Consider the following 20,285-nt stretch of genomic DNA (forward strand, 5'->3'; position numbering starts at 1 on the left):
GGGAGCCGCTTCCGCCGCCGCGATCCGCGGCAGCTCTACGGGCTGAACAGGCTCATCAGGCCCGCCACGATCGCGTAGACGAAGCCGGCGTTCAGCGCGACGCCGGCCGTGCCCACCACGAGGCCCGCGATCACCACGACGCCGTCCCGCTCCACCAGCCCGAGCCCGACGAGGCAGACGGCGAGGCCGAGCGGGATCTGGCCGATGATCGGCGCAGCCACGATCAGCGCCATCGCGAGCGTCAGGAGCGCGAGACCCATGCCGCGCATGCCGAGGGCGCTCTCGAACACGCTCATGCGCGGGCGCGACCAGCGCTCCAGGCGCTGCAGGATCGGCACTGCGCGCCGCACCGCGCGCTCGACGTCCTGGCGCGCGATGGAGCGGCCGAGCAGGCGGCGCGGCAGCCAGGGCGCCGACATCCCGGCCGCGATCTGGACGGCGACGAGCAGCAGCAGCAGGCCGCAGACCAACGGGATCGGCGGCGGCATCGGCAGGCAGTTCGGCAGTCCGAGCAGCACCACCAGCAGCGCGAAGGCCCGGTCGCGCAGGACCGCGACGATGTCGCCGACGGTCAGCCTGTCACCGTCCTGGCTGGCCAGGACGGTGAGGACTTCGGACGTTCGTGCACCGGAATACAAGGCTCGGCCGTTGTTTGCTGTCCCGGCGCGGCTCTACCGGACTTCGCCTGCGCCGCCAAGCGCGGGGCCCCCGGGCGGGGTGGGAGGCAGCCGCGGCGGCGAAGGCCATGCAGGCGCGCTTCACGCGTGTCCCGAAGTTAACCTCAAGTTTGATATGGTCGCAATGTTTACTTGAGGTTTGAAGTCTTCATGCGCCGGATTTTGCGTGAGAACCCTTCGTTCGAGCGTTAACGTCTGGTGGTTCTCAATCCCCGCATGTAGGATTGTTGGCACATCTCAGGTTCGCGCGCCGCGCGACGGTCTGAGGAGTGCGCGCGGTGAGCGTTCGGCCGGCCACGTTCCCTCGGTGGATCCGCAGCCTCGGGGCCTGGGTCGCTGAGCTGGGCGCGCTGATGGGGCCCGTGCCGGCCGCGACGGCCGGCGAATGGGACACGGTTCTGTTCGGCACCCTGGACGCGGGCGCCGCGACCTTTCTGAGTGCCGGGGCGAAGGTCGCGCCGGGCGGCGCTGCGGAGGATGGGTTCGTCCTGCTGGCGAGCGTCGGCGCGGGTCACAGGCGCGAGCGCGGCATGTGCGCCTGCGCACGCCTGCCGGTGATGGCGAGCCTCTCGCGCACGACCGCGCTCGGTGCCGTGGTCGCCGGGTACCAGTGGTTCCACGAGTGGGGCGTGGTCGCGCTCTTCGCCGGGCCGGAGGGTTCGGTCGAGATGCTGAGCGGATCCGCCGGCAGCCTGCCGCTACCGGCGCGCTGGGGCCTGCGCCTGCACGGCGAGGTCTGGGCACGGCCGACGCCCGAGACCCTGCTGCAGGCCACCGCGATCCTCGGATCGTCGCGCGAGGATGCCTGGGGACGCCTCGCCTGGGGCTACCGCCTCTGGGGCGCCTATCTGGGGCCGGAGGCGAGCCTCTACGCGGACCGGACCGCGTACCGGAAGTGGAACCTCGGCCTGCACGCCACGGATTTCGCGCTCGGCGGCTTCAGCCTCCGGGCCTCCGCGGGCGTGCAGTTCGAGACGGCACGCCGGCCTGGCCCCTACCTGGCGCTCGCCGTCTGGACGCCGCTGTAGGGGTGCCGGGAAAAGCGCTTGGGAAAGGCGCACCGTGGAGCGGCCGTCGGTGGGCGGTCTCAGCCCTTGGTGCGCAGCGTCGAGCGGCCGCCGTCGGCCCCGATGACCTGTCCGGTGATCCAGGCGGCCTCGTCGGAGACCAGGAAGGCGGCGAGGCGCCCGACATCGTCCGGCTCGCCGAGCCGCTGCAGGGCGTGCATGCCGGCGATGCCCTGCGCCAGGGTCGCGTTGGCCGTGATGGCGGCGGCCAGCGGCGTGCGGGTCAGGGACGGCGCCACGACGTTGACGCGGACCTGCGGAGCGAGTTCGGCCGCGAGCGAGAGGGCGAGGCCCTCCACCGCGCCCTTGGCCATCGCCACGCTGGCATGGGCGGTGAAGCCCTGCCGCGCCGCGACCGTCGAGAACAGCACGACGCCGGCCCCCGCCTCGCCCGCGCCGGCCCGGAGGGCGTCGGCCGCCGCCTGCACCGCCGAGAAGGCGCCCAGCGCGTTGAGCCGGAAGTCGGCCTCCGCGTCGGCCCGCGTCAGCCGCGCGAGCGGGCGCAGGTTGATCGTGCCGACCGCGTAGACGAGGCCGGCCAGGCCCGCGCCCGCCGCCTCCGTCGCCCGCGCGAAGAAGTCCGGGTCGGCGACATCGCCCGCGCTCGTCGTGGTCTCGCCGAGTTCCGCGGCCGCGGCCTCGAGCCGGCCGGCGTCGCGGGCGGCGAGGTGGAGGGCGTAGCCGCGCCCGCGCAGCGCCCTCGCCGTGGCATCACCGATCCCGCCGGTTCCGCCGTAGATCAGAACCCGTCCCCGCGCCCCGCTCATCGATCGCCCCTTGCCTCCGCGCCGAACCGGCTCAAGGTATGGCGGGCCGCGACGGCTGGGAGGCCGCGCGGTCGAGCCGGACCCGTTCACGGCGTCGCAGGCCCTCCGGGGAGACCAGGACGTTGAGACCATGAAGTTCGCCTTCGCGGGCATCGATTTCCTCGGCGGCGTGTTCGAGGCCCTGGTGGGTGCCGGCTGGACCCCAATCAAGCTGTTCAGCCGCCCCTGCGACGGGATCTACGATCACAACGAGGTCGTGCTGGCGCGCGCGCGCGAGGCCCGCGTGCCGATCCAGCTCTCGCGCCTGCGGGTGCAGGACCTCGAGGCGCTGCGGGCGGCGCACGGGCGGGACTGGGCGCTGGTGGTGGCGGGCTATCCCTGGCTGATCACGGGCTGGCGCCCCTTCGCGGCCTACGGCCTCAACCTCCATCCCTCGCCCCTGCCGACGGGCCGCGGTCCCTACCCGCTGTTCCGGGCGGTGGAGCAGGGCTACGAGACCTGGGGCGTCACCGCGCACGTGCTCGCCGAGGAGGGCTTCGACACCGGCGACATCCTGGCCCAGGAGCTGTTCGGCCTGGGGCCGCAGGAGAGCCACGAGAGCCTGCTGGCCAAGTGCCAGATGGCGGCCCGGCGCCTCGCCGCCGGCCCGCTCGCCCGGGAGTTGCCGCAGCGCTGGCGCCGGCCCGAGCCCCAGGGCGACGGCTCGTACTGGCCGCGGGCGAGCGATGCCGACCGGACGCTCGATTTCCGGGCCGGAGTCGATGCGGTGCTCAGGCGCGTCAGGGCCTTCGGGGCGATCGAGACGATCGCGCGGGTCGAGGACGCCCGCATCTTCGTGTCTGAGGCCGGCGGCTGGCACGCGGCGCACGACTACGCGCCCGGCACCGTGGTGCACCGATACCGCCGACACCTCGTGATCGCGGCCCGCGACGGCTTCGTCCAGCTCACGCGCTGGTCGCCCGTCGGCCTCGCCGAGGCAGCGCGGATCGGGCGCTGAGGCCGCGATGCCGCGGATGCGCCGCAAGGGCGACCTGCCGGAAAAGGTCTGCGCGCAGTGCGGACGGCCCTTCGCGTGGCGCAAGAAATGGGAGCGCGTGTGGGACGCGGTGCGCTACTGCTCCGACCGATGCCGAGCGGAGGCGCGCCGCGCGCGGGGCTCCGAGCCGGGCCAGGCCGATCCTGAGACGGATCCCGGTGCTCAGTGATCCGGGCGGACGACTCCGCCCCGCGGATCCTGAGGCCGGAGCGGGCTTGGAAGCCGCGTCGATACGCGTCGATACGCATCGGTCCTAATCCGGAAGCTCTGTTCCGCGCGTTCTATCTCTGGTTGTATACTTGCCGCCGCCATGGGCTTGATCGGCACCGTGGTGCGAGGCCGGATGATGACGGACGAGCTGTGGCGACGGGCGAGGGCGGCCTTCCGGGAGAGCCGCCGCCTGGTGCGCGAGGCGGAGCACCTGCGCCGCAGCGGCGAGGACCTGCGCCACGACCTCGCCGGCACGCTGGAGGACATGCGCGACTTCAACGTCCGGGCGAGCGCCTGGCTTCGGGTGGGGGCGGTGCGGCCGCACGCGCCGCGGCCCGCCCGGCGGCGCGTCTGAGCCGCGGCGCCGGCCGCCCCGGGTCACAGGGCCGCCAGCGCCTCCGGCGTGTCGATGTCGAGGCCGCTGCCGGCCTCGCCCGCGATCTCCACGACGTCCGGCCGCCCCGCCAGGAGGGGGCCGGCTCCGCGGTCGCCCGCGAGCCCGTCGAGTTCCGGCGCCAGGCGGCGGTGGTTCAGCAGGACCGGATTGCCGCGCCGTCCCTGCCAGACCGGCACGATCGCGGCGGCGCGCCCGTCGAAGGCCTCGGCGAGGCGGCGCAGGAGGGCGGGCGCCACGCGGGGCATGTCGCCGAGCATCACCACGGCACCCGGGCACGCCTCCGGCAGGGCCGCGAGCCCGGCCCGGAGCGAGGTGGAGAGCCCGTCCGCGTAGGCCGGGTTCTCGACGAAGCGGATGTCGAGCCCGCTCAGCGCCGCCCGCACGGCGGGCGCGTGCGCGCCGAGCACCGCGACCACCGGGCCGAGGCCCCAGGCGCAGGCGGCCTCGCAGGCGGCCTCGGCCGCGTGCCGCACGAGGGGGCGGCCGCCGAGCGCGGCCAGGAGCTTCGGCTCGGGGCCGAAGCGGGTGCCGCGCCCGGCCGCCAGCAGCACGATGCCGATTCCGGGGGGGAATGCGGGGCCGGGCTCAGGCATCCGCCTCGTCCGGCTCGCCCCCGTCCCGCGGCTGGGGCCGGGAGACGATCTCCATGAGCAGTCCCCCGACGCCGAGCGCGACGATGTCGGCCCGGGTGACGGCGAGGCCCGCGAGCAGGCGGTGCAGCACCCAGTCGAACCCGTTCTCCTTCGGCGAGCGGGCGCAGCCCGGCGCGCCGATCACCGGCATGGCGCCGAGGCTCCCGACCAGGAGGAGGTTGCCGGGATCGACCGGCATGCCGAGATGCTCGACCCGGCCGCCCGCGCGCTCGATCCCGGCCGGGATCACGTCCTGCCGGTCGGCGATCGCGGAGGCGCCGAAGACCACCGCGAGTTCGGCGCCCGCGCGGGAGAGGCCGCCGAGCGCGTCGGCGAGCGATGCGGGATCGTGCGGAACCCGCTCGTCTGCGACGATCCGGGCCCCGGTCGGCGCGAGGCGCTCCGCCAGCACGCGCAGCGTGCGGTCGATCGTACCTTCCTTCAGCCCGGGCAGGCGCGTCGAGACGACGCCGACCCGACCGAGCCGGTAGGGGGCGACCCGCAGCGCCCGCGCCGGCACGGCGGCGCAGGCGCGCTCCAGGACGTCGCCCGCGACCGCGTACGGGATGACCTTGACGGTCGCCACCATCTCGCCCGCGACGACGGGCCGGAAGGGCTGCAGCGTCGCGGCGGTCACCGCCTCGTCCACGGCGTTGACGGCGTCGATCGCGGCGCGCTCGACGAGGAGCACGCCGGCCCGCTCGGCGAAGAGGTTGCAGCGGCCGGTGAAGGGCTCGGCGACGCGCAGCGACCCGTCGCCCGGCCGATCGGCCAAGCGCTCGGCGAGCCGCCGGGCCGCGGCGTCCTCGCCGACGTCGCCGGGGTCAAGGCGCACGGCCACGAGGTCGTCGAGGCCCGCCGCCGCCATCTGCCGGGCCATCTCGGGCGTGACGACGTGCCCCTTGCGCAGGGTCGCGCCCCCCGCCCGCACGGTGTGGGCGGTGACGAGCCCCGCTGCCTCCGAGACGGGGACGCGCCCGAACCTCATGGGGCGGTCTCCGGGCGGCGCAGGGCCTGGACGACCTGCGCCAGCACCGCGACCGCGATCTCCGGCGGGCTCACGGCGCCGATATCGAGCCCGATCGGGGCGCGGATGCGGGCGGTCTCGGCCTCGCCGAGGCCGGCCTCACCGAGGCGCGCGAGCCGGGCCGCGTGGGTCTTCCGGGAGCCCAGCGCGCCCACGTAGAAGCAGCCGGCCCGGAGCGCCGCCGCCAGCGCCGGGTCATCGATCTTCGGGTCGTGGGTGAGCGCGGCCAGGGCGCAGTAGCGGTCGAGGGCCGGTACGGCGCCGCCGAGCGCGGCGTCGGGCCATGCCGGTACGAGTTCCACGCCGGGGAAGCGCTCCGGACTGGCGAAGGCGGTGCGCGGATCGATCACGGTGACGGCGAGGCCGAGGGCGGCGGCCATCGGGGCGAGCGCCTGGCTGATATGGACCGCGCCCACCACGACGAGGCGCACCGGCGGGACCTGCACGGTGAGGAAGAGCTGCCGGCCGTCCCGCTCGACGAGGCCGCTGCGGCCGGCGGCGAGGGCCCGGCGCAGCTCCGGCGCCAGCCGATCCCCATCGATCGCCCCGGCCGTGACGAGGCGCTGCGCCCCGTCCGCGATGTCGGTCACGAGGATCGCGGCCCTGCGCGCCGCGCGCTCGGCATTGAGGGCGTCCAGCGTCTCGGCGCGCATCAGTCCACCCGCTCGACGAGGACGCGGATGCGGCCGCCGCAGGAGAGGCCGACCTGCCAGGCGGTCTCGTCGGCCACGCCGAATTCGAGCACGCGCGGGCGCCCGTCCGTGATCACGTCGAGCGCGTCGGTGATCACCGCGCCCTCGACGCAACCGCCCGAGACGGAGCCCAGGAAGTTGCCGTCCTCATCGATGACGAGGTGGCTTCCCACGGGGCGCGGGGCCGAGCCCCAGGTCTCGATCACGGTCGCGAGCGCCACGCCGCGGCCGTCGCGCCGCCACGAGGCGGCGGCGGTCAGGATATCGGTATCGGAGGAGAGCATCGCCTTGCCTTCAAGACCGGCGCTTGCCCGCTCGGGGCCCGGCCTTCCCCCACGAGGTATGTCGGGCCGGTTCCGGCGCAAGATCGCCCCGCGCGACGGTGCCCGCGCCCGAGGCCGCGCACCGGGGCGTGCTGCCCGCTACGCGCCGACCACCCGCAGGGCCGCCCGCCCGCGCGCGGCCGGGGAAGCGGCCTCGGGCTCCGGCACCGTCGCGCGGCAGGTCCGGTTCCGCCCGGCCTCCTTCGCGGCGTAGAGGGCGCCGTCCGCGAGGCGGAAGAGGTCGTCGGCGGCCGTCTCCGCCGCGGCGCAGGCCAGGCCGATGCTGACGCCGACCGTACCCGCCGCGATCCCGGCCTCCGCGATGGCCAGCTCGGCCACCCGGGCGTGGATCCGCTCGGCGATGCGGGCCGCGCCCGCCATCTCGGTGTCGGGCAGGAGCAGGGCGAACTCCTCGCCGCCGACGCGCGCCACGAGATCGTCCGGCCGGTGGACGCTCGCCGACAGGCCCTGCGCAAGGCCCTTCAGCACCGCGTCGCCGACAGCGTGGCCGTAGCGGTCGTTGTAGCGCTTGAAGTGGTCGGCATCGACGATCAGGAGGCAGAGCGGCTGGCCCGTGCGGCGCGCCCGCTCGCAGGCCGCGCCGAGCGCCGCGTCGAAGCCGCGGCGGTTGGTGAGGCCCGTGAGGACGTCGGTGCGGGAGAGCCGGGCGAGTTCGGCCTCGATGGCGGTGCGGCGGCGCAGTTCCCGCCCGAACAGCAGGGACAGGCCCGCCGTCAGGCCGCCGAGGGCCAGCAGGATGCCGCCGAGGACCAGGGCCTTCCGGCGCCACTCGGCATCGATCTCCCGGGTCGCGACGGCGACGTTGAGGACGAGCGGCAGATCCGGGAACTGGACGAAGGTGTAGTGCCGCTCGACGCCGTCGCTCAAGGTGGTGCCGACGAAGGTGCCCCTGTCCCGGTGCAGGAAGCGCTGGAAGTTCGGGGCGGCGAGGAAGTTCGGCGGCGGGGCGGAGACCGGATCGGGGGTCGGGTAGCGCAGGAGGCGCGTGCCGTCGCGGTGGTACAGGTTGATCGTGCCCTGCCGTCCCAGGTCGATCCGGTCGAACAGGCGGTCGAAATAGGAGAGCGACAGGCTGGCCAGGGCCACGCCGCCGAAGGAGCCGTCCGGCTTGCTGATCCGGCGGCTGAGCACGATGACGGGCGCGCCCGTCAGGCGCGAGACGACCGGGTGGCTGATGTGGAGGCCGAGGTCGGCGCGCGCCTTGTGCGCCTTGAAGTAGTCGCGGTCGGCGTTGTTCACCCGGCGCGGCGTCGTGGAGGCCGCGTCGAGGATGCTGTCGCCCGCCTCGTCGAGGACGAGGGTTATCCCGACGTCCTGGGCGGAGGTCACCCGGTCGAACAGGACGAGCTGGCGCAGCTCGGGGCTGGCCTCCGCCACGCCCGGCGCCTTCAGGTTGTCGACGATGGCCTGCAGCGAGAGGTCGATGATCTCGACGTTGCGCGCGACGTCGCGCTCGATCACCTGGAGAAGGTTGCGCGAGGTCTGCTCGGCCTTCTCCCAGGCGTCCCGCCGCAAGTCGAGCAGCATGAGGCCGGAAACGATGAGCATACCGACCGGCGCCAGCATGCCGAGGACGGTCCACGACCTGGGCGAGCGGAGCGGCCCTGCGAGCCGGCGCGAGGCGGTCATCGATGGCGGCTCCCCGTGACCGGTTCCATTCCGGGCGGAACATCCTCCAGAAACACTGACCAATGCTTTAAAGAAGCCCGGACAATCGCGATTTAACAGTCTTCCGGGGCGATGCGCGGTGCGCGGTGCGGGTTCCGGCGGCCTCAGGCCGGCGGCCCGAGCGGGTCGCAGCGGAACGCGCCGTAGTCGCCCCGGGCGAGGCGCTCGGCGAGCGCGGGCAGGAACAGGGCGGCCTCCTCGGCCAGCCGCCAGGGCGGGTTGACCACGATCAGCCCGGTGCCGGTGAGGCGGGTGGGATCGGGCGGATCGACCACGAGGTCGAGGCGCAGAGCCGGCCGCCGCAGGTCGCGGTCGAGGGCCGCCACCATCCGCTCCACCGCCGCCGCGTCCTTGATCGGATACCACGCCAGGAAGACCCCGGTCGGCCACTTGGCGACCGCCTTCGCCAGATGCGCGCCGAGCCGCTCGACCTCGCCCGGCACCTCGAAGGGCGGGTCGATGAGCACGAGGCCGCGCCGCTCCGGCGGCGGGATCATCGCGTTGAGGGCGGTCCAGCCGTCGAGGTGCAGCACCTTGGTGCGGGCGTCGCGGGCGTAGCGCGCCCGCAGGGTCTCGTGATCGACCGGGTGGAGCTCGACGAAGACGCCCTTGTCGCCCGCGCGCAGCGCCTCGCGGATCAGGGCGGGCGAGCCCGGATAGGCCGCCGCCCCGTGGCGCGCCCGCACGGCCGCGACGGCCTCGCGGTAGGGCGCGAGCAGCGCCTCGACCGGGTCGGCGAAGGGCGCGTCGAGCCGGCCCCAACCGTCGCGCCACTCGCCCGTGCGGGCGGCCTCGTCCGCGTCGAGGTCGTAGAGTCCGAGCCCCGCGAAGGCGTCGATCGCCCGGAAGGCGGCCGGTTTCAGGCAGAGATGGGCCAGCACCCGCACGAGGACGAGATGCTTGAGGACGTCGCAGAAGTTTCCCGCGTGGAAGGCGTGCCGATAGTTCATCCGGGCGCCTTACCCGCGGCGCGGGCGCAGAGCTAGCGCGCCGCCCCGACCGTGACCTCGCGGGCGCGGCAGTTCTGGCGGGCGAGGTCGGGGCAGGGGGTGAAGCCGCGCAGGTCCTTCGTGAGGCAGATGCGCACCTCCTGCAGCGCGTCGCGCGCGCAGGCCACCTGCATCATGTCGGGCCGCAGGCCGCGGTTGGCCGCCACGAACAGGCGGGCGATCTCGATCGGGGCGAGGCGCCGGTCCGGACCCGCGCCCTGGAAGGCCTCCGGGATCGTCACGGCGGCGCGGGCCTCGCGGGTCGCGCGGAAGTAGGCGGCCGGGTCGAGGCCCGAGCAGGTGCCGTGCTTGCGCCACTCGTAGCGGGCCAGCCCCTCGCTCGGATAGACCTCGCCGGCGATCTCCATGGCCTGACGGGTGGGCGCGCGCTCCACCGCCGAGCAGTTCTGCGGGTAGCCGCGCTCGTATTGCGGCCAGAGCCCGTGCACGACGAAGCCGAGGTCGCGCCCGGGCGCGCACTGGCGCTGGTCCGGCCGGGCGGCGGTCTCGCAGTAGGTCGGCGACCAGGACAGGGCGAGGACGTAGAAGTCGAAGGCGCCGGGACGGTCGCCGCCCCGGAAGCCGCCCTGATCCTGCGCGCCCGCGCCCGTCGCGGACAGCAGCGCCGCGGCGAGCGCCGCCGCAATCCCGCGCCTCACCCGCAGCCCTCTGCCGCCCGCCTGGCCGTCCCGCATGACCCGTCCCCCCGGAGGTCGAAGCGCCGTGACCGCCCCCTCAGGGCCGCGCCATCCGGCAGGCGGTGGCGTAGGCGTAGCTGAGGTCGCGGTCGAGCCCGTGGACGCAGAACTCCACGCCCCACTGGTCGCCCAGCAGGCCCAGGCTCTCGCGCACCGAGTAATCGATCTTGCGGCGCATGCCGTCCGAGGTCGTGGCCGTCGCCGAGCAGAAGCGGCGGGGATAGAAGTCGAGGCCCCAGGGGCGCCACGCGGTGCGCTCGATCCGGTCGATCGCCACGATCGTGAGGGAGGAGTTCCAGAACTTGGCCTCCTTCTCGGCGAAGCGGCTCGAGACCTTCTCCAGCACGCTCGGATCCTGGCAGCCCGGGATGTCGGCGTTGAACGGGAAGGTGCGCTCCTCGGCGGGCTCGATCTCCTCGCGGGCCGAGCGGGCGAGCGCCGGCTGGGCGGCCGCGAGCAGCACGAGGCCGGCCCCGAGGGCGGCGCGCATCCGCGCGGGCCGCGCGGGCGTGAAGGCTGTCATGAGCGAGTTCCTGAGCGACACGGGCCGCCTCGTCCGCTGGGTGTCCTGCATCCGGCGACGATGGCCGCGGGGGCGCCCAAGTCAAGCTTTCCCCGCGCGATCCCGCCCGTCCCACCCCTCGTTTCGCACAGCCTGCGTCCGGTGGGTGACACCCGCCGGTTGCAGGCAGGGGGCCTAGTAGAGCGGTCCGGGCGACAGGCCAGGCGGGCTGAGCGAGAGCGGCGCGTCGTCACCGAGGGCCTCGTCCGGCAGGGCGGAGGCGGTGCGCGGTGCGAGCGGTCGCTGCGCGAGCGGGCGCTGCGGCGGCGCCGAGGCGTAGGCCGAGGGCGCCTGATGCTGGGCCGGGGCGCGGGCGACCGGGTTCGGGCCGCGGCCCTGCGACATCGGCGTGAGGCCGTAGGGATCGTCCTCCTCGACATCGACGGGCGCCTGGGGCGGGGCGGGCTGGCGCGGGGGCGGCAGCGGGCGGGTGAGCCGCCGGCCCTCGGCCCCGAGCTGCGGCGTGAACTTGATCAGCGGCTGGCAGATGCGCCGGAGCCCGCGCGGGTCGTGCCGGGCGAGGTCCACGTGGATGTGGTCGTAGTGGAAGACGTTCGAGCCGGGCGCCAGCACCGTGGTGAACCGCTGGCAGGCTCCCAGGAAGACCTCGCGCAGGAAGCCCTGCTCGGCCTCGGTGCCGCGCCAGCCGCCCTTCACGGTGATGACGTAGCCGTCCGCGAGCTTGAAGGACATGATGTCGACGGCGTTGCCGAAGGAATGTTCCGAGAGCTTGGCGCCCGGCTGGTTGTTGCGCCCGCGGCAGGCGTAGGCGCCCGCGTTGATCTCGGCGACCGGCTGGCCGAAATAGAGCTCGGCCGCCGGCTGGATCGTGTCGGCGAGCCACGCCTCGGCCTCGGAGAGGGCCGGGCAGGCGAGCGTCATGCGCTGCTTGAGCGCCACCGTGCCGTTGCCGAGCCGCGTCACCCGGAAGGGCTGCTGCATGCCGCAGGAGCCGGGCCCGTCGATCTCTTTGGCCGGCGTGATGAACTCGGTCGTCGTGACGAGCTTGCGGGACAGGCAGGCCTGCTCCGCCTGATCGCGCCAGGGATCGCGGCGCTCGAACTTGTTGAGCGCACAGCCGGTGAGCCCCGCGCCCGCGAGCGCAAGGGCGGAGAACGCGAGAACGCTACGCCACATGACCCGGACGATGCGCACGAGTCCGTAAAGCCTTCGTCAACGATGCGGGAGGGCGCATGCGCGCGGCGGGCGTTGACAGCGGCGGCTCCGGATCGGACTGGTATGCCATGCTCTCGCTCGTCGATATCCGTTCCCGCATCGCGGCCGGCACGCTCACCCCCGAGGGGGCCGTGCGGCTGTCCCGCGAGGCCGTCGCGGCGCGCGAGCCCGCGGTCGGCGCGCTGGTCTCCGTCGCGCAGGACCCCGTCATCCCGGTCGAAGGGCCGTTCGCGGGCATCGCGGTCGGCGTGAAGGACATCATCGACACCGCCGACCTGCCGACCCAGATGGGCTCGCCCATCTACGCGGGCTGGCGCCCGCGGGGCGACGCCGCCGTGGTGAGCCGCCTGCGGGCGCTCGGCGCCTGCGTGCTCGCCAAGACCACGACCTCGCCCTTCGCCGGCATCGACCCGACGGGCACGCGCAACCCCCACGATCCCGGGCACACGCCGGGCGGCTCCTCGGCGGGCTCGGCCGCCGCGGTCGGGGCCGGGATGCTGCCGCTGGCGCTCGGCACCCAGACCGGCGGCTCGGTGATCCGGCCGGCCTCCTTCTGCGGCTGCGCGGCGATCAAGCCCTCGTTCCGTCTCCTGCCGACGGTGGGGGTGAAGACCTTCTCGTGGGCGCTCGACACGCTGGGCCTGTTCGGCGCGGAGGTGCGCGACGTCGCCTACGCGCTGGCCCACCTCGCCGGCCGGCCGGAGATCGACGGCGCCGCCTCGCCCGACGCCCCCCGCATCGGTCTCGTGCTGCAGGATTTCGCGGGGGCGGCGGAGCCGGAGGCCCAGAGGGCGCTGGAGGCCGCCCGCCGGGCTGCCGAGCGCGCGGGGGCCCGGGTCAGCGAGGTCGCGCTGCCCGCGCCCCTGCCCGAGGCCTGGGCGCTCCACGGCGTGATCCAGGACTACGAGGCCCGGCAGGCGCTCGCCTGGGAGATCGCCGCGCACCGGGCGGAGCTGCCCGAGAAGGTCGGACGCCAGCTCGACGCGGCCGCCGCGATCCCAGCCGCCGAGTACGACGCCGCGCGCCGCTGCGCGCACCGCTCGCGCCGGGTGCTGAAGGACCTGTTCGGGGATTTCGACGCGCTCCTGACCTTCTCGGCGGCCGGACCCGCGCCCGCCGGCCTCGGCTCGACCGGGGACCCGCGCTACAACCGGCTCTGGACGCTGATGGGCGTTCCCTGCGTGAACGTGGCGGTGCCGGGCGACGGCCTGCCGGTCGGCGCGCAGGTGATCGCCCGCTTCGGCGACGACGGCCGGGCGCTCGCCGTGGCGCGGAGGATCGAGGCGGCGCTCGCGCGCGGCTGAGGCCGGCTCAGGCGGGCGGCCCCATCGCCGCCTCCAGCCGCGCTCCGAGCCTGCGCAGGGTGCGGCTGAACAGATCCGGATTCTTGAGCGCGCGGTGACCCGCGCGCCCTGGATCGCCGCCATCGTGTCCTCGGCGAGGTCGAGCGTGTTGGCGTATGGTGCGCCGGCTTGCGCCTCAATCGAGGGCGGCGGCCTGCCGGACGGCGTCGCGCCGCCGCGCGCTCACCTGCACGCGGTCGCCGATCCGCGCGATCTCGATCGCCTCGGGCGCGTCGCCCGGCGCGCGCGGCGTCGAGAGGGTGACGCTCTGGCCGGCCGCGAGCACCGTCTCGAAGCGCACGCCCGGGGCGGCCGCGCGGGGCGCCAGGGTGACGACCACCCGGTAGCCCCGCGCCTCCGGGGTGTAGTAGGCGACCCCCAAGAGCGTGCCGAGATCGATGCTGCCGGCCGCGCCCGGACCGATGTCGGCCGAACGGGCTGCACCGAGGCCGGCACCGACAAGCGTGGCGGCCGCGAGGATGGTCTGGAGGATCATCTTGCGAACGGTCATGGTTCCGGTCCTTCTGAGGGGCCGGGGCTCGCCGCCCCGGTGATGGAGCGGATCTATTTTGCGCTGCATCATGGATCAAACCGATCGCATTGCTAATGACTATCGATCACGTCGATCTAGCTCGGGTCGATCTCAATCTCCTCGTCGCCCTCGACGCGCTGCTGGCCGAGCGCAGCGTCACGCGGGCGGCGGCGCGGATCGGCCTCGGCCAGTCGGCGATGAGCTCGACGCTGGCGCGCCTGCGCCGCCTCTTCGACGACGAATTGCTCACCCGCTCGCCCGAGGGCATGCGCCCGACCCCGCGGGCGCTGGCGCTGGCTGAGCCCCTGCGCACCGCCCTGCGGCAGGTCCAGGCGCTGGTACGCCGCGAGGAGGCGTTCGATCCCGCCACCGTCGAGCGCCGGTTCACGATCAGCCTGCCGGACAGCACGGAGGTTCTGCTGGGGCCGCGCCTGCTGGCCTATCTGCGGGCGGAGGCGCCGGGCGTGCAGCTGCTGCTGCGCGCCTTCGACCGGGCCACGATGCTCGAGGATCTCGACACCGACCGGATCGACCTCGCCATCGCGCTGGCGCCGGAGGGGCAGCTCCACCACAAGACGCGGCTGCTCTACCGCGACAGCTACGTCTGCCTCTTCGACCGGGCCCAGGTCGGCCTGGAGCCGCCGATCTCGCTCGACGACTACCTGCGCTTCCCGCACGTGCTGACCAGCCTGCGCGGCACCGCCCACGGCGTGGTGGACGACGTCCTCGCCGAGCGCGGCCTCGGCCGCACGCTCGCGGTGACGACCCCGCGCTTCCTCGCCGTGCCCTTCCTGGTGCGGGGCGCGCCGGTGATCACGACGATGCACGCGCGGCTCGCCCACTTCTTCGCCAGCGCGCTCGGGCTGACCGTCAGCCCGGTCCCGGTCCCGCTCGCGGAGGTGGCGGTCTCGATGGTCTGGCACGCCTCCTACGACGACGACCCGGCCCATCGCTGGCTGCGGCAGGTCCTGGTCCGGCTGGCCGGCGAGACGCAGGAGGCCGAGAGCCTCTAGGCCGTCAGTAGGGCACGCCCGTCGAGGACCCTGGCGGCGGCTGGATCGGGATCGGTGCGGGCTCCGCGGGGCGCGGCGTACGGGCCGGGGCGGGGCGGGGCTGCGCCGCCGCGGCCGGTCCGCGCGGCCCGGGCGGACCGGCGGGCCCGCGCGGGCCCGGCTTGCCGGCCGGACCCGGCGCGCCCGGATGGCCCGGCTCGCCCTGCGGGCCCGGTTCGCCGCGCTCCCCGCGGGGGCCGGGCGGTCCCGGAAGTCCGGCGGCGCCCGGAGGTCCGGCGGGCCCCGGCGGTCCGGCCGGGCCCTCTGCGCCCATCGTGCCCGGCTCGCCCCGCGCCCCGGCCGGGCCGGGCGGGCCGACAGCGCCGGACGCGCCCGCACGACCCGCCTCGCCGGCCGGCCCACGCTCGCCCGCGGGCCCGCGCTCGCCTATCGCGCCGCGCTCCCCTGCCGCGCCGCGCTCCCCTGCCGGCCCCACGGGTCCGGCGGGCCCCTGGGGGCCGGGCACGCCCTGCGGACCGGCCGGGCCCGGCGGCCCCGCGACGGTGCTGGCGGCGGGCGCCGGGCCGGGCGGGCCCTGCTGGCCGCATTCGCCGACCACGGCGCGCTGCTCCTGCTGGCGCACCCGCAGGGTCACGATGCAGCTCGCCGGATGGTAGATCACCCGGAACTCGAAGTTCCCGCGCCCGTCCGTGCGGCCGGTGAATTGCCCGTCCAGGCTGATCTCGGCGTCGGTCTCCCCGGTCGAGCCCAGGACCCAGAGTTCCCCGCCCGTGATCTTCGCGGCCGAGATCGCGATCTCGGCGCGCGCCGGCGTCACGAGGGGAACCGAGAGCGCGCCCGCGAGCAGCAGCGACCGGCCGAGCGCTCCGCGTGCCAAGCCTTCTGCCAAGCCCCGAACCTCCGGTTGACCGTGGCCCAGAGTGCCGCGATTCCGGGCGGGGCGGAAGCTGTGTCGGGGTCACGCCGCATAAGCGGTGTGGATGGCGTGTCCGCCGCGCCGCAAGGTCTGGCAGCAGTGCCGGCTAACGAGTGCTAAGATATTGTAAATAATACAGTAATCCTTCCGGCGCTCTCTTGATCGAGTCGCGGCTGCGGGTCAAGCTCGGTCGGCCGGATTTGGGGAGCGAGGATCCATGAGCGTGTCGTCCGCCTTCCGTCGCCAGCTCGAGGGCTACAGCCTGACGACTGCCGAGATCCTCTACCGGATGCCCGACCATCCGCACCTGTTGCAGAGCTTCGTCTGGCAGAACCACGACCTCTGCCCGGATTTTCCGGAGCTGCGGCGCTTCCTCGCCTTCTGGCAGGACTCGATCGAGGGGCGGCTGCACGCGGTCCGGGTGGCCCACAGTCGGCTGATCCGGCCGGCGGAGCTGCGCGCCGTCAACGGCGAGTTCCACCTGCACTGAGGGCCGCGTCCCGGACCGCCTCAGGCCACGCGCGGAGCGGGCTTGGCGAGGCGGTGCGCGGTCACGAGGCCGAGCACCAGGATGGCCACCGCGCAGGCGGCGAGGGCCCAGAGCTGGCCGACCGCCTGGAGCGCGCCCCCGATCAGCGCGACGCCGAGCGCCTGCCCGCAGAAGAACGAGAAGGCGTGCAGCGCCACCGCGGAGGCGCGGGCCTGCGGGGCCACCTCGGTCACCTGCACCTGGTAGGTGTTGTGCAGCATGTAGAAGCCGAGCCCCATCGCCACCATCGCCGCGCAGTCGGCCTGCCAGGTGCCGGCGAGACCGATGGCCAGAAGGGCGCCGGCACAGACCGCGCCGCCCGCTGCCAGCATGCGCAGGCCGAGGAGGCGCACGAGGACGCCGACCAGGGCCGAGTAGATCAGGCTGCCCACCGCGAAGCCCGCGAGCACGAGCCCGGCCTCGCGCGGGCCGCCCTCGCCCCGCGCCTCGATCAGCGGCGCGAGGTGCGGGAAGATGCCGAACACCGCGATGGCCTCGACGAAGACGGCGCAGAACAGCACCCGCGCCCGCGGGTTGGCGATGATCGTGCGGTAGCGGACCAGCGCCGTGCCGAAATCCGGCCGGCGCGCGGCGGCGCCCAGGCCCCGCTCGAAGCCGAGCCCGGTCGCGCAGACGGCCAAGGCCGCCCCCAGGGCCGTCGTGGCGAAGACGCCGCGCCAGCCGATCTCGGCCTCCAGCAGGCCCGCGAAGGTCGAGCCCGAGAGCTGCCCCAGCACGATCGCCACGAGGAAGCGCCCGATCGCGACCTGGCGCCGCTCCATCGGCACGCGGTCGCCGAGCAGCGCCAGCGCCAGCGGCACCACCCCGCCCGCGGCGGCCCCCGCCAGCATGCGCAGGCCGAACAGCAGGTCGATGTCGGAGACCAGAGCGCAGGCGCCCAGCGCCCCGGCGAGCACCGCGAGGCAGGCCGTCATCACCCGCTCCTTGCCGAGCGCGTCGCCGATCGGTCCCAGCACGGGCTGGATCAGGGCGTAGGGCAGCGCGAAGGCGGTCGAGAGCAGGGCGGCCCGGTGCGGGTCGCTCGCGAGGTCCCGGGCCAGCACGCCGACGAGCGGCTCCACCGAGCGGCCCGCGAAGGTGCTGGCGAAGCCCGCCACCGCCAGGACGAGGATCAGGCGGGTGGTCGAGCGGGATGCGGGCGTCATGCTCTCACGGGCGTTCGCGGCCCGGGCGCCCCAGACCGGCCGGCAGCGTTACGCGCGGTGCCGGCCGCTGGATAGGTCCGTCGGGGCAAGCTCCGGTACGATCGACTGGAATACCAGATGCAGGAATATGTTGCGGTGCAGTCATCGCTCAGGGAAATTCAAAGGCTTCCCAAATAATCTTCGGTTGCAGGGGTTCGGTCGCCGCTCGTACTCTGCCCAAGACTGGCTCGACCGAATCCGCGCCGGGATCCGCGTTTTCGCGGGGCCCGCGGCTTCGAAGCAACAGGCGCCGGCCGCGCCGCGCCCCCGCACGCGCGCGCCGGCAGCCCGAGCCCGCCGGCAGCGCCGAGGGAGACCCGCCAAGGGCGACCTGGGGAGGAGCGGCCGTCAACGACCTCCGAAGGGGGCGGCAGGGACGGACAACGACGCCCATGAAGAAGAACAAGGTCATCTCCGCCGACGAGGCCATCGCCCTGATCCGCGACGGCGACGTCGTGACCACGACGGGCTTCGTCCAGAGTTGCATCCCGGAGGCGCTCCACGCCGCGCTGGAGAAGCGCTTCGTCGAGAGCGGCGCTCCGCGCGACCTCACCCTGATCATGACGGCGGGTGCGGGCGACAGCAAAGGGCTCGGCACCGGCCGTCTGCACCATGACGGGCTGCTGCGCCGGGTGATCGCGGCCAATTTCGGCCGGATGCCGAAGGTCGCCCAGGCCGCGCAGGAGAACAAGATCCTCGGCTACAACCTGCCGCAAGGGGTGATCTCGCAGCTCTACCGCGCCTGCGCGGCCGGCCAGCCGGGCCTGTTCACGAAGGTGGGGCTGAAGACCTACGTCGATCCGCGTCACGGCGGCGGGCGCGTCAACAGCGTGACCCGGGACGAGATCGTCAAGCTCGTGGAGGTCGATGGCGAGGAGTGGCTGTTCTACACCGCCACCAAGATCGACGTGGCCTTCATCCGCGGCACCTCGGCCGACCCCTCGGGCAACCTCTGCATGTCCAAGGAGGCCCTGACGCTCGACAACCTCGCCCAGGCGATGGCGGCCCGCAACAACGGCGGCATCGTCGTCGCCCAGGTCGAGCGCATCGTCGAGCAGGGCTCGATCAAGCCGAAGGACGTGCGCGTGCCCGGCATGCTCGTCGACTGCGTGGTGGTGGCCGAGCCCGAGCAGCACCGGATGAACTACGGCGTGATGCACGACGCCGCGCTCGCGGGCGAGATCCGCGTGCCGGTCACCGGCATCAGGAAGATGTCGCTCTCCGAGCGCAAGATCATCGCGCGGCGCGCGAGCTTCGAGTTGCCGCCGAACGGCGTGGTCAATCTCGGGGTGGGCGCGCCCGAGGGCATCTCCTCGGTCGCCGCGGAGGAGCAGGTCACCCCCTACATCACGCTCACCACCGAGGCCGGCGCGGTCGGCGGCGTGCTGGCTTCGGGATCGAGCTTCGGCGCGGCGACCAACGCCGACTGCATCATCGACCAGAACCAGATGTTCGATTTCTACGACGGCGGCGGCCTCGACATGACCTGCCTCGGCATGGCCGAGTGCGACGGGGCGGGCAACGTCAACACCAGCCGCTTCGGCGGGCGCCTCAACGGCTGCGGCGGCTTCATCAACATCTCGCAGAACGCCCGCAAGGTGGTCTTCGCCGGCACCTTCACGGCGGGCGGCCTCGCGGTGAAGGTCGAGGACGGGCGCCTGCGCATCCTGCAGGAGGGACGCCAGCGCAAGTTCGTGGCGACCGTCGAGCAGAACACCTTCAGCGGTCCCTTCGCGCAGGAGCGCGGCCAGCCGGTACTTTACGTGACGGAGCGCTGCGTCTTCAACCTGACGAAGCGCGGCCTCGAACTGATCGAGGTGGCGCCCGGCATCGACATCGGCCGCGACATCCTCGCCCACATGGATTTCATGCCGGTGATCGAGAATCCGATCCCGATGGACCGGCGCATCTTCCGGGACGAGCCGATGGAGCTCTTGGCCGACCTCCTCAACCTCAACCTCGCCGAGCGGGTGAGCTACGACAAGGACCGCAACCTGCTCTTCGTGAACCTGGAAGGCTGGCAGGTGCGCTCGAAGGGCGACATCGACGCCCTCCGGCAGGTCTTGGAGACCGCCTGCCTGAAGGCCGGGCAGCGGGTGAACTCGGTGGTCAACCACGACGGGTTCCGCATCAGCGAGAACCTCTACGACGCCTACGCGGAGATGATCGAGTATCTCTGCGCCTACCACTACCTGACGACGACCCGCTACGCGACGAGCGCGTTCCTGCGCCTGAAGATGCAGGAGGCCCTGAGCCGGCGCGGGCTCGCGCCCCACATCTTCGAGCGCAAGGAGGAGGCGCACGCCTTCTTGGAGCACGCGGAGAGCCGGGGCCTCACCGCCTCCGCCGCCTGAGCGGCGGAAGGCGCCCCTCAGGTGGGGCGGGCCTCGGCCTTCCGGCGCCCGATCAGCGCCCACCAGGGCCGGCCGGGGGGCGCGACCACGACGACGGCCGCGCGCTCGGCCGTCGGCAGGGCAGCGCCCTCCTGGAGCATCCTGCGTTGCCGCAACAAGGTGGCCTGCACGCGGCCCATCGCCGTGATGGTCCTGGCGGCCATCAGCAGGTGGCCCTGCCGGGCACCGCGCGCGGCCAGGCTCTGCCGGCAGGCTTCCGCCCGGGCGATGAGCCGGCTGCCTTCCTCGATGTAGCGATCGATCTCTGCGATGGCGGAACTCGGCGTCGATTCCATGCGCGCCTCCGATCCGACGGCGCTCCCGCGTCCCGGAGCGTCGGGCTCTTCCAGAGGCTCGTGAGATGAGCAGTGACCGGCAGGGGCGTCAAGTTCTAAGTCAAGCGGAAGCATGA

The 20,285-nt window shown here is 74.0% G+C and carries 23 protein-coding genes; 8 read left to right on the forward strand and 15 right to left on the reverse strand.

Annotated features, from left to right (window positions below):
- Positions 1-35: 35 nt before the first annotated feature.
- Positions 36-638, reverse strand: a complete 603-nt coding sequence (locus MFF56_RS08680) for an exopolysaccharide biosynthesis protein (RefSeq protein ID WP_066924394.1) — start codon at positions 636-638, stop codon at positions 36-38.
- A gap of 317 nt (positions 639-955) precedes the next feature.
- Here MFF56_RS08680 and bcsS point away from each other — a divergent pair, with 317 nt between their 5' ends.
- The gene (gene bcsS, locus MFF56_RS08685; RefSeq protein WP_238229938.1) at positions 956-1,705 is read left to right on the forward strand and encodes a cellulose biosynthesis protein BcsS; all 750 of its coding nucleotides are present in this window, start codon (positions 956-958) and stop codon (positions 1,703-1,705) included.
- 59 nt (positions 1,706-1,764) lie between these two features.
- On the opposite strand, the gene MFF56_RS08690 is transcribed toward bcsS, so the two are convergent.
- A complete protein-coding gene (locus MFF56_RS08690; RefSeq protein ID WP_066924390.1) occupies positions 1,765-2,511 on the reverse strand; it encodes an SDR family NAD(P)-dependent oxidoreductase in 747 nt (248 codons plus the stop codon).
- Between the two features lie 130 nt (positions 2,512-2,641).
- Between MFF56_RS08690 and MFF56_RS08695 the strand changes: the two genes are divergently transcribed.
- The 3 genes from MFF56_RS08695 (at position 2,642) to MFF56_RS08705 (ending at position 4,112) form a co-directional block, all read left to right on the forward strand.
- Positions 2,642-3,508 (forward strand): formyltransferase family protein, encoded by an 867-nt coding sequence (locus tag MFF56_RS08695; protein ID WP_066924389.1) that lies wholly within the window; start codon positions 2,642-2,644, stop codon positions 3,506-3,508.
- 7 nt (positions 3,509-3,515) lie between these two features.
- Positions 3,516-3,716 carry a DUF2256 domain-containing protein gene (locus tag MFF56_RS08700; protein ID WP_197430648.1) on the forward strand — a complete coding sequence of 67 codons (201 nt, stop codon included), beginning with the start codon at positions 3,516-3,518 and terminating at the stop codon, positions 3,714-3,716.
- A gap of 174 nt (positions 3,717-3,890) precedes the next feature.
- Complete coding sequence (locus MFF56_RS08705) at positions 3,891-4,112, forward strand: hypothetical protein (protein WP_066924388.1); 222 nt, start codon at positions 3,891-3,893, stop codon at positions 4,110-4,112.
- Between the two features lie 23 nt (positions 4,113-4,135).
- Here the strand turns inward: MFF56_RS08705 and MFF56_RS08710 are convergent, their stop codons facing one another.
- The 9 genes from MFF56_RS08710 to MFF56_RS08750 all read right to left on the reverse strand — a co-directional run bounded on the left by MFF56_RS08710 (position 4,136) and on the right by MFF56_RS08750 (position 11,903).
- Positions 4,136-4,747, reverse strand: a complete 612-nt coding sequence (locus MFF56_RS08710) for a nucleotidyltransferase family protein (RefSeq protein WP_066924387.1) — start codon at positions 4,745-4,747, stop codon at positions 4,136-4,138.
- A complete protein-coding gene (locus MFF56_RS08715; protein WP_066924386.1) occupies positions 4,740-5,774 on the reverse strand; it encodes a molybdopterin-binding protein in 1,035 nt (344 codons plus the stop codon). The genes MFF56_RS08710 and MFF56_RS08715 overlap by 8 nt, the downstream gene beginning before the upstream one ends.
- The gene (locus MFF56_RS08720; protein ID WP_066924381.1) at positions 5,771-6,466 is read right to left on the reverse strand and encodes an XdhC family protein; all 696 of its coding nucleotides are present in this window, start codon (positions 6,464-6,466) and stop codon (positions 5,771-5,773) included. The genes MFF56_RS08715 and MFF56_RS08720 overlap by 4 nt, the downstream gene beginning before the upstream one ends.
- On the reverse strand, positions 6,466-6,789 hold the full coding sequence (locus MFF56_RS08725; protein WP_066924379.1) for an XdhC family protein: 324 nt from the start codon (positions 6,787-6,789) through the stop codon (positions 6,466-6,468). The genes MFF56_RS08720 and MFF56_RS08725 overlap by 1 nt, the downstream gene beginning before the upstream one ends.
- Positions 6,790-6,927: 138 nt before the next feature.
- Positions 6,928-8,478 carry a GGDEF domain-containing protein gene (locus tag MFF56_RS08730; protein ID WP_066924378.1) on the reverse strand — a complete coding sequence of 517 codons (1,551 nt, stop codon included), beginning with the start codon at positions 8,476-8,478 and terminating at the stop codon, positions 6,928-6,930.
- A gap of 143 nt (positions 8,479-8,621) precedes the next feature.
- Positions 8,622-9,467: a 23S rRNA (adenine(2030)-N(6))-methyltransferase RlmJ gene (locus tag MFF56_RS08735; protein WP_066924376.1), complete on the reverse strand. Its 846-nt coding sequence runs from the start codon at positions 9,465-9,467 to the stop codon at positions 8,622-8,624.
- 32 nt (positions 9,468-9,499) lie between these two features.
- Positions 9,500-10,201, reverse strand: coding sequence for a ribonuclease T2 family protein (locus tag MFF56_RS08740; RefSeq protein WP_082773163.1), 702 nt, complete (start codon positions 10,199-10,201; stop codon positions 9,500-9,502).
- A gap of 40 nt (positions 10,202-10,241) precedes the next feature.
- Entirely contained in the window at positions 10,242-10,727 is a 486-nt protein-coding gene (locus MFF56_RS08745; RefSeq protein ID WP_066924374.1) for a hypothetical protein, read from the reverse strand.
- 174 nt (positions 10,728-10,901) lie between these two features.
- Positions 10,902-11,903 (reverse strand): extensin-like domain-containing protein, encoded by a 1,002-nt coding sequence (locus MFF56_RS08750; RefSeq protein WP_238229939.1) that lies wholly within the window; start codon positions 11,901-11,903, stop codon positions 10,902-10,904.
- Between the two features lie 107 nt (positions 11,904-12,010).
- On the opposite strand from MFF56_RS08750, the gene MFF56_RS08755 reads away from it, so the two are divergent.
- Entirely contained in the window at positions 12,011-13,246 is a 1,236-nt protein-coding gene (locus MFF56_RS08755; RefSeq protein WP_066920348.1) for an amidase, read from the forward strand.
- Between the two features lie 175 nt (positions 13,247-13,421).
- Here MFF56_RS08755 and MFF56_RS08760 read toward each other — a convergent pair whose 3' ends face one another.
- Positions 13,422-13,796 (reverse strand): hypothetical protein, encoded by a 375-nt coding sequence (locus tag MFF56_RS08760; protein ID WP_066920346.1) that lies wholly within the window; start codon positions 13,794-13,796, stop codon positions 13,422-13,424.
- A 95-nt stretch (positions 13,797-13,891) separates the two neighbouring features.
- Here MFF56_RS08760 and MFF56_RS08765 point away from each other — a divergent pair, with 95 nt between their 5' ends.
- Entirely contained in the window at positions 13,892-14,830 is a 939-nt protein-coding gene (locus tag MFF56_RS08765) for a LysR family transcriptional regulator (protein WP_066920344.1), read from the forward strand.
- Between the two features lie 4 nt (positions 14,831-14,834).
- Here the strand turns inward: MFF56_RS08765 and MFF56_RS08770 are convergent, their stop codons facing one another.
- Positions 14,835-15,719 (reverse strand): collagen-like domain-containing protein, encoded by an 885-nt coding sequence (locus MFF56_RS08770; RefSeq protein ID WP_238229940.1) that lies wholly within the window; start codon positions 15,717-15,719, stop codon positions 14,835-14,837.
- Between the two features lie 244 nt (positions 15,720-15,963).
- Here MFF56_RS08770 and MFF56_RS08775 point away from each other — a divergent pair, with 244 nt between their 5' ends.
- Positions 15,964-16,236, forward strand: a complete 273-nt coding sequence (locus MFF56_RS08775) for an usg protein (protein WP_066921295.1) — start codon at positions 15,964-15,966, stop codon at positions 16,234-16,236.
- A gap of 20 nt (positions 16,237-16,256) precedes the next feature.
- Here the strand turns inward: MFF56_RS08775 and MFF56_RS08780 are convergent, their stop codons facing one another.
- Complete coding sequence (locus MFF56_RS08780; RefSeq protein ID WP_066921292.1) at positions 16,257-17,441, reverse strand: MFS transporter; 1,185 nt, start codon at positions 17,439-17,441, stop codon at positions 16,257-16,259.
- 431 nt (positions 17,442-17,872) lie between these two features.
- Here MFF56_RS08780 and MFF56_RS08785 point away from each other — a divergent pair, with 431 nt between their 5' ends.
- Positions 17,873-19,834 carry an acyl CoA:acetate/3-ketoacid CoA transferase gene (locus MFF56_RS08785; RefSeq protein WP_066921290.1) on the forward strand — a complete coding sequence of 654 codons (1,962 nt, stop codon included), beginning with the start codon at positions 17,873-17,875 and terminating at the stop codon, positions 19,832-19,834.
- Between the two features lie 17 nt (positions 19,835-19,851).
- Here the strand turns inward: MFF56_RS08785 and MFF56_RS08790 are convergent, their stop codons facing one another.
- The gene (locus tag MFF56_RS08790; protein ID WP_066921288.1) at positions 19,852-20,169 is read right to left on the reverse strand and encodes a hypothetical protein; all 318 of its coding nucleotides are present in this window, start codon (positions 20,167-20,169) and stop codon (positions 19,852-19,854) included.
- Positions 20,170-20,285: the final 116 nt, after the last annotated feature.

The sequence above is a fragment of the Methylobacterium hispanicum genome (assembly GCF_022179285.1).
GTDB classification, from domain to species: Bacteria; Pseudomonadota; Alphaproteobacteria; order Rhizobiales; family Beijerinckiaceae; genus Methylobacterium; species Methylobacterium hispanicum.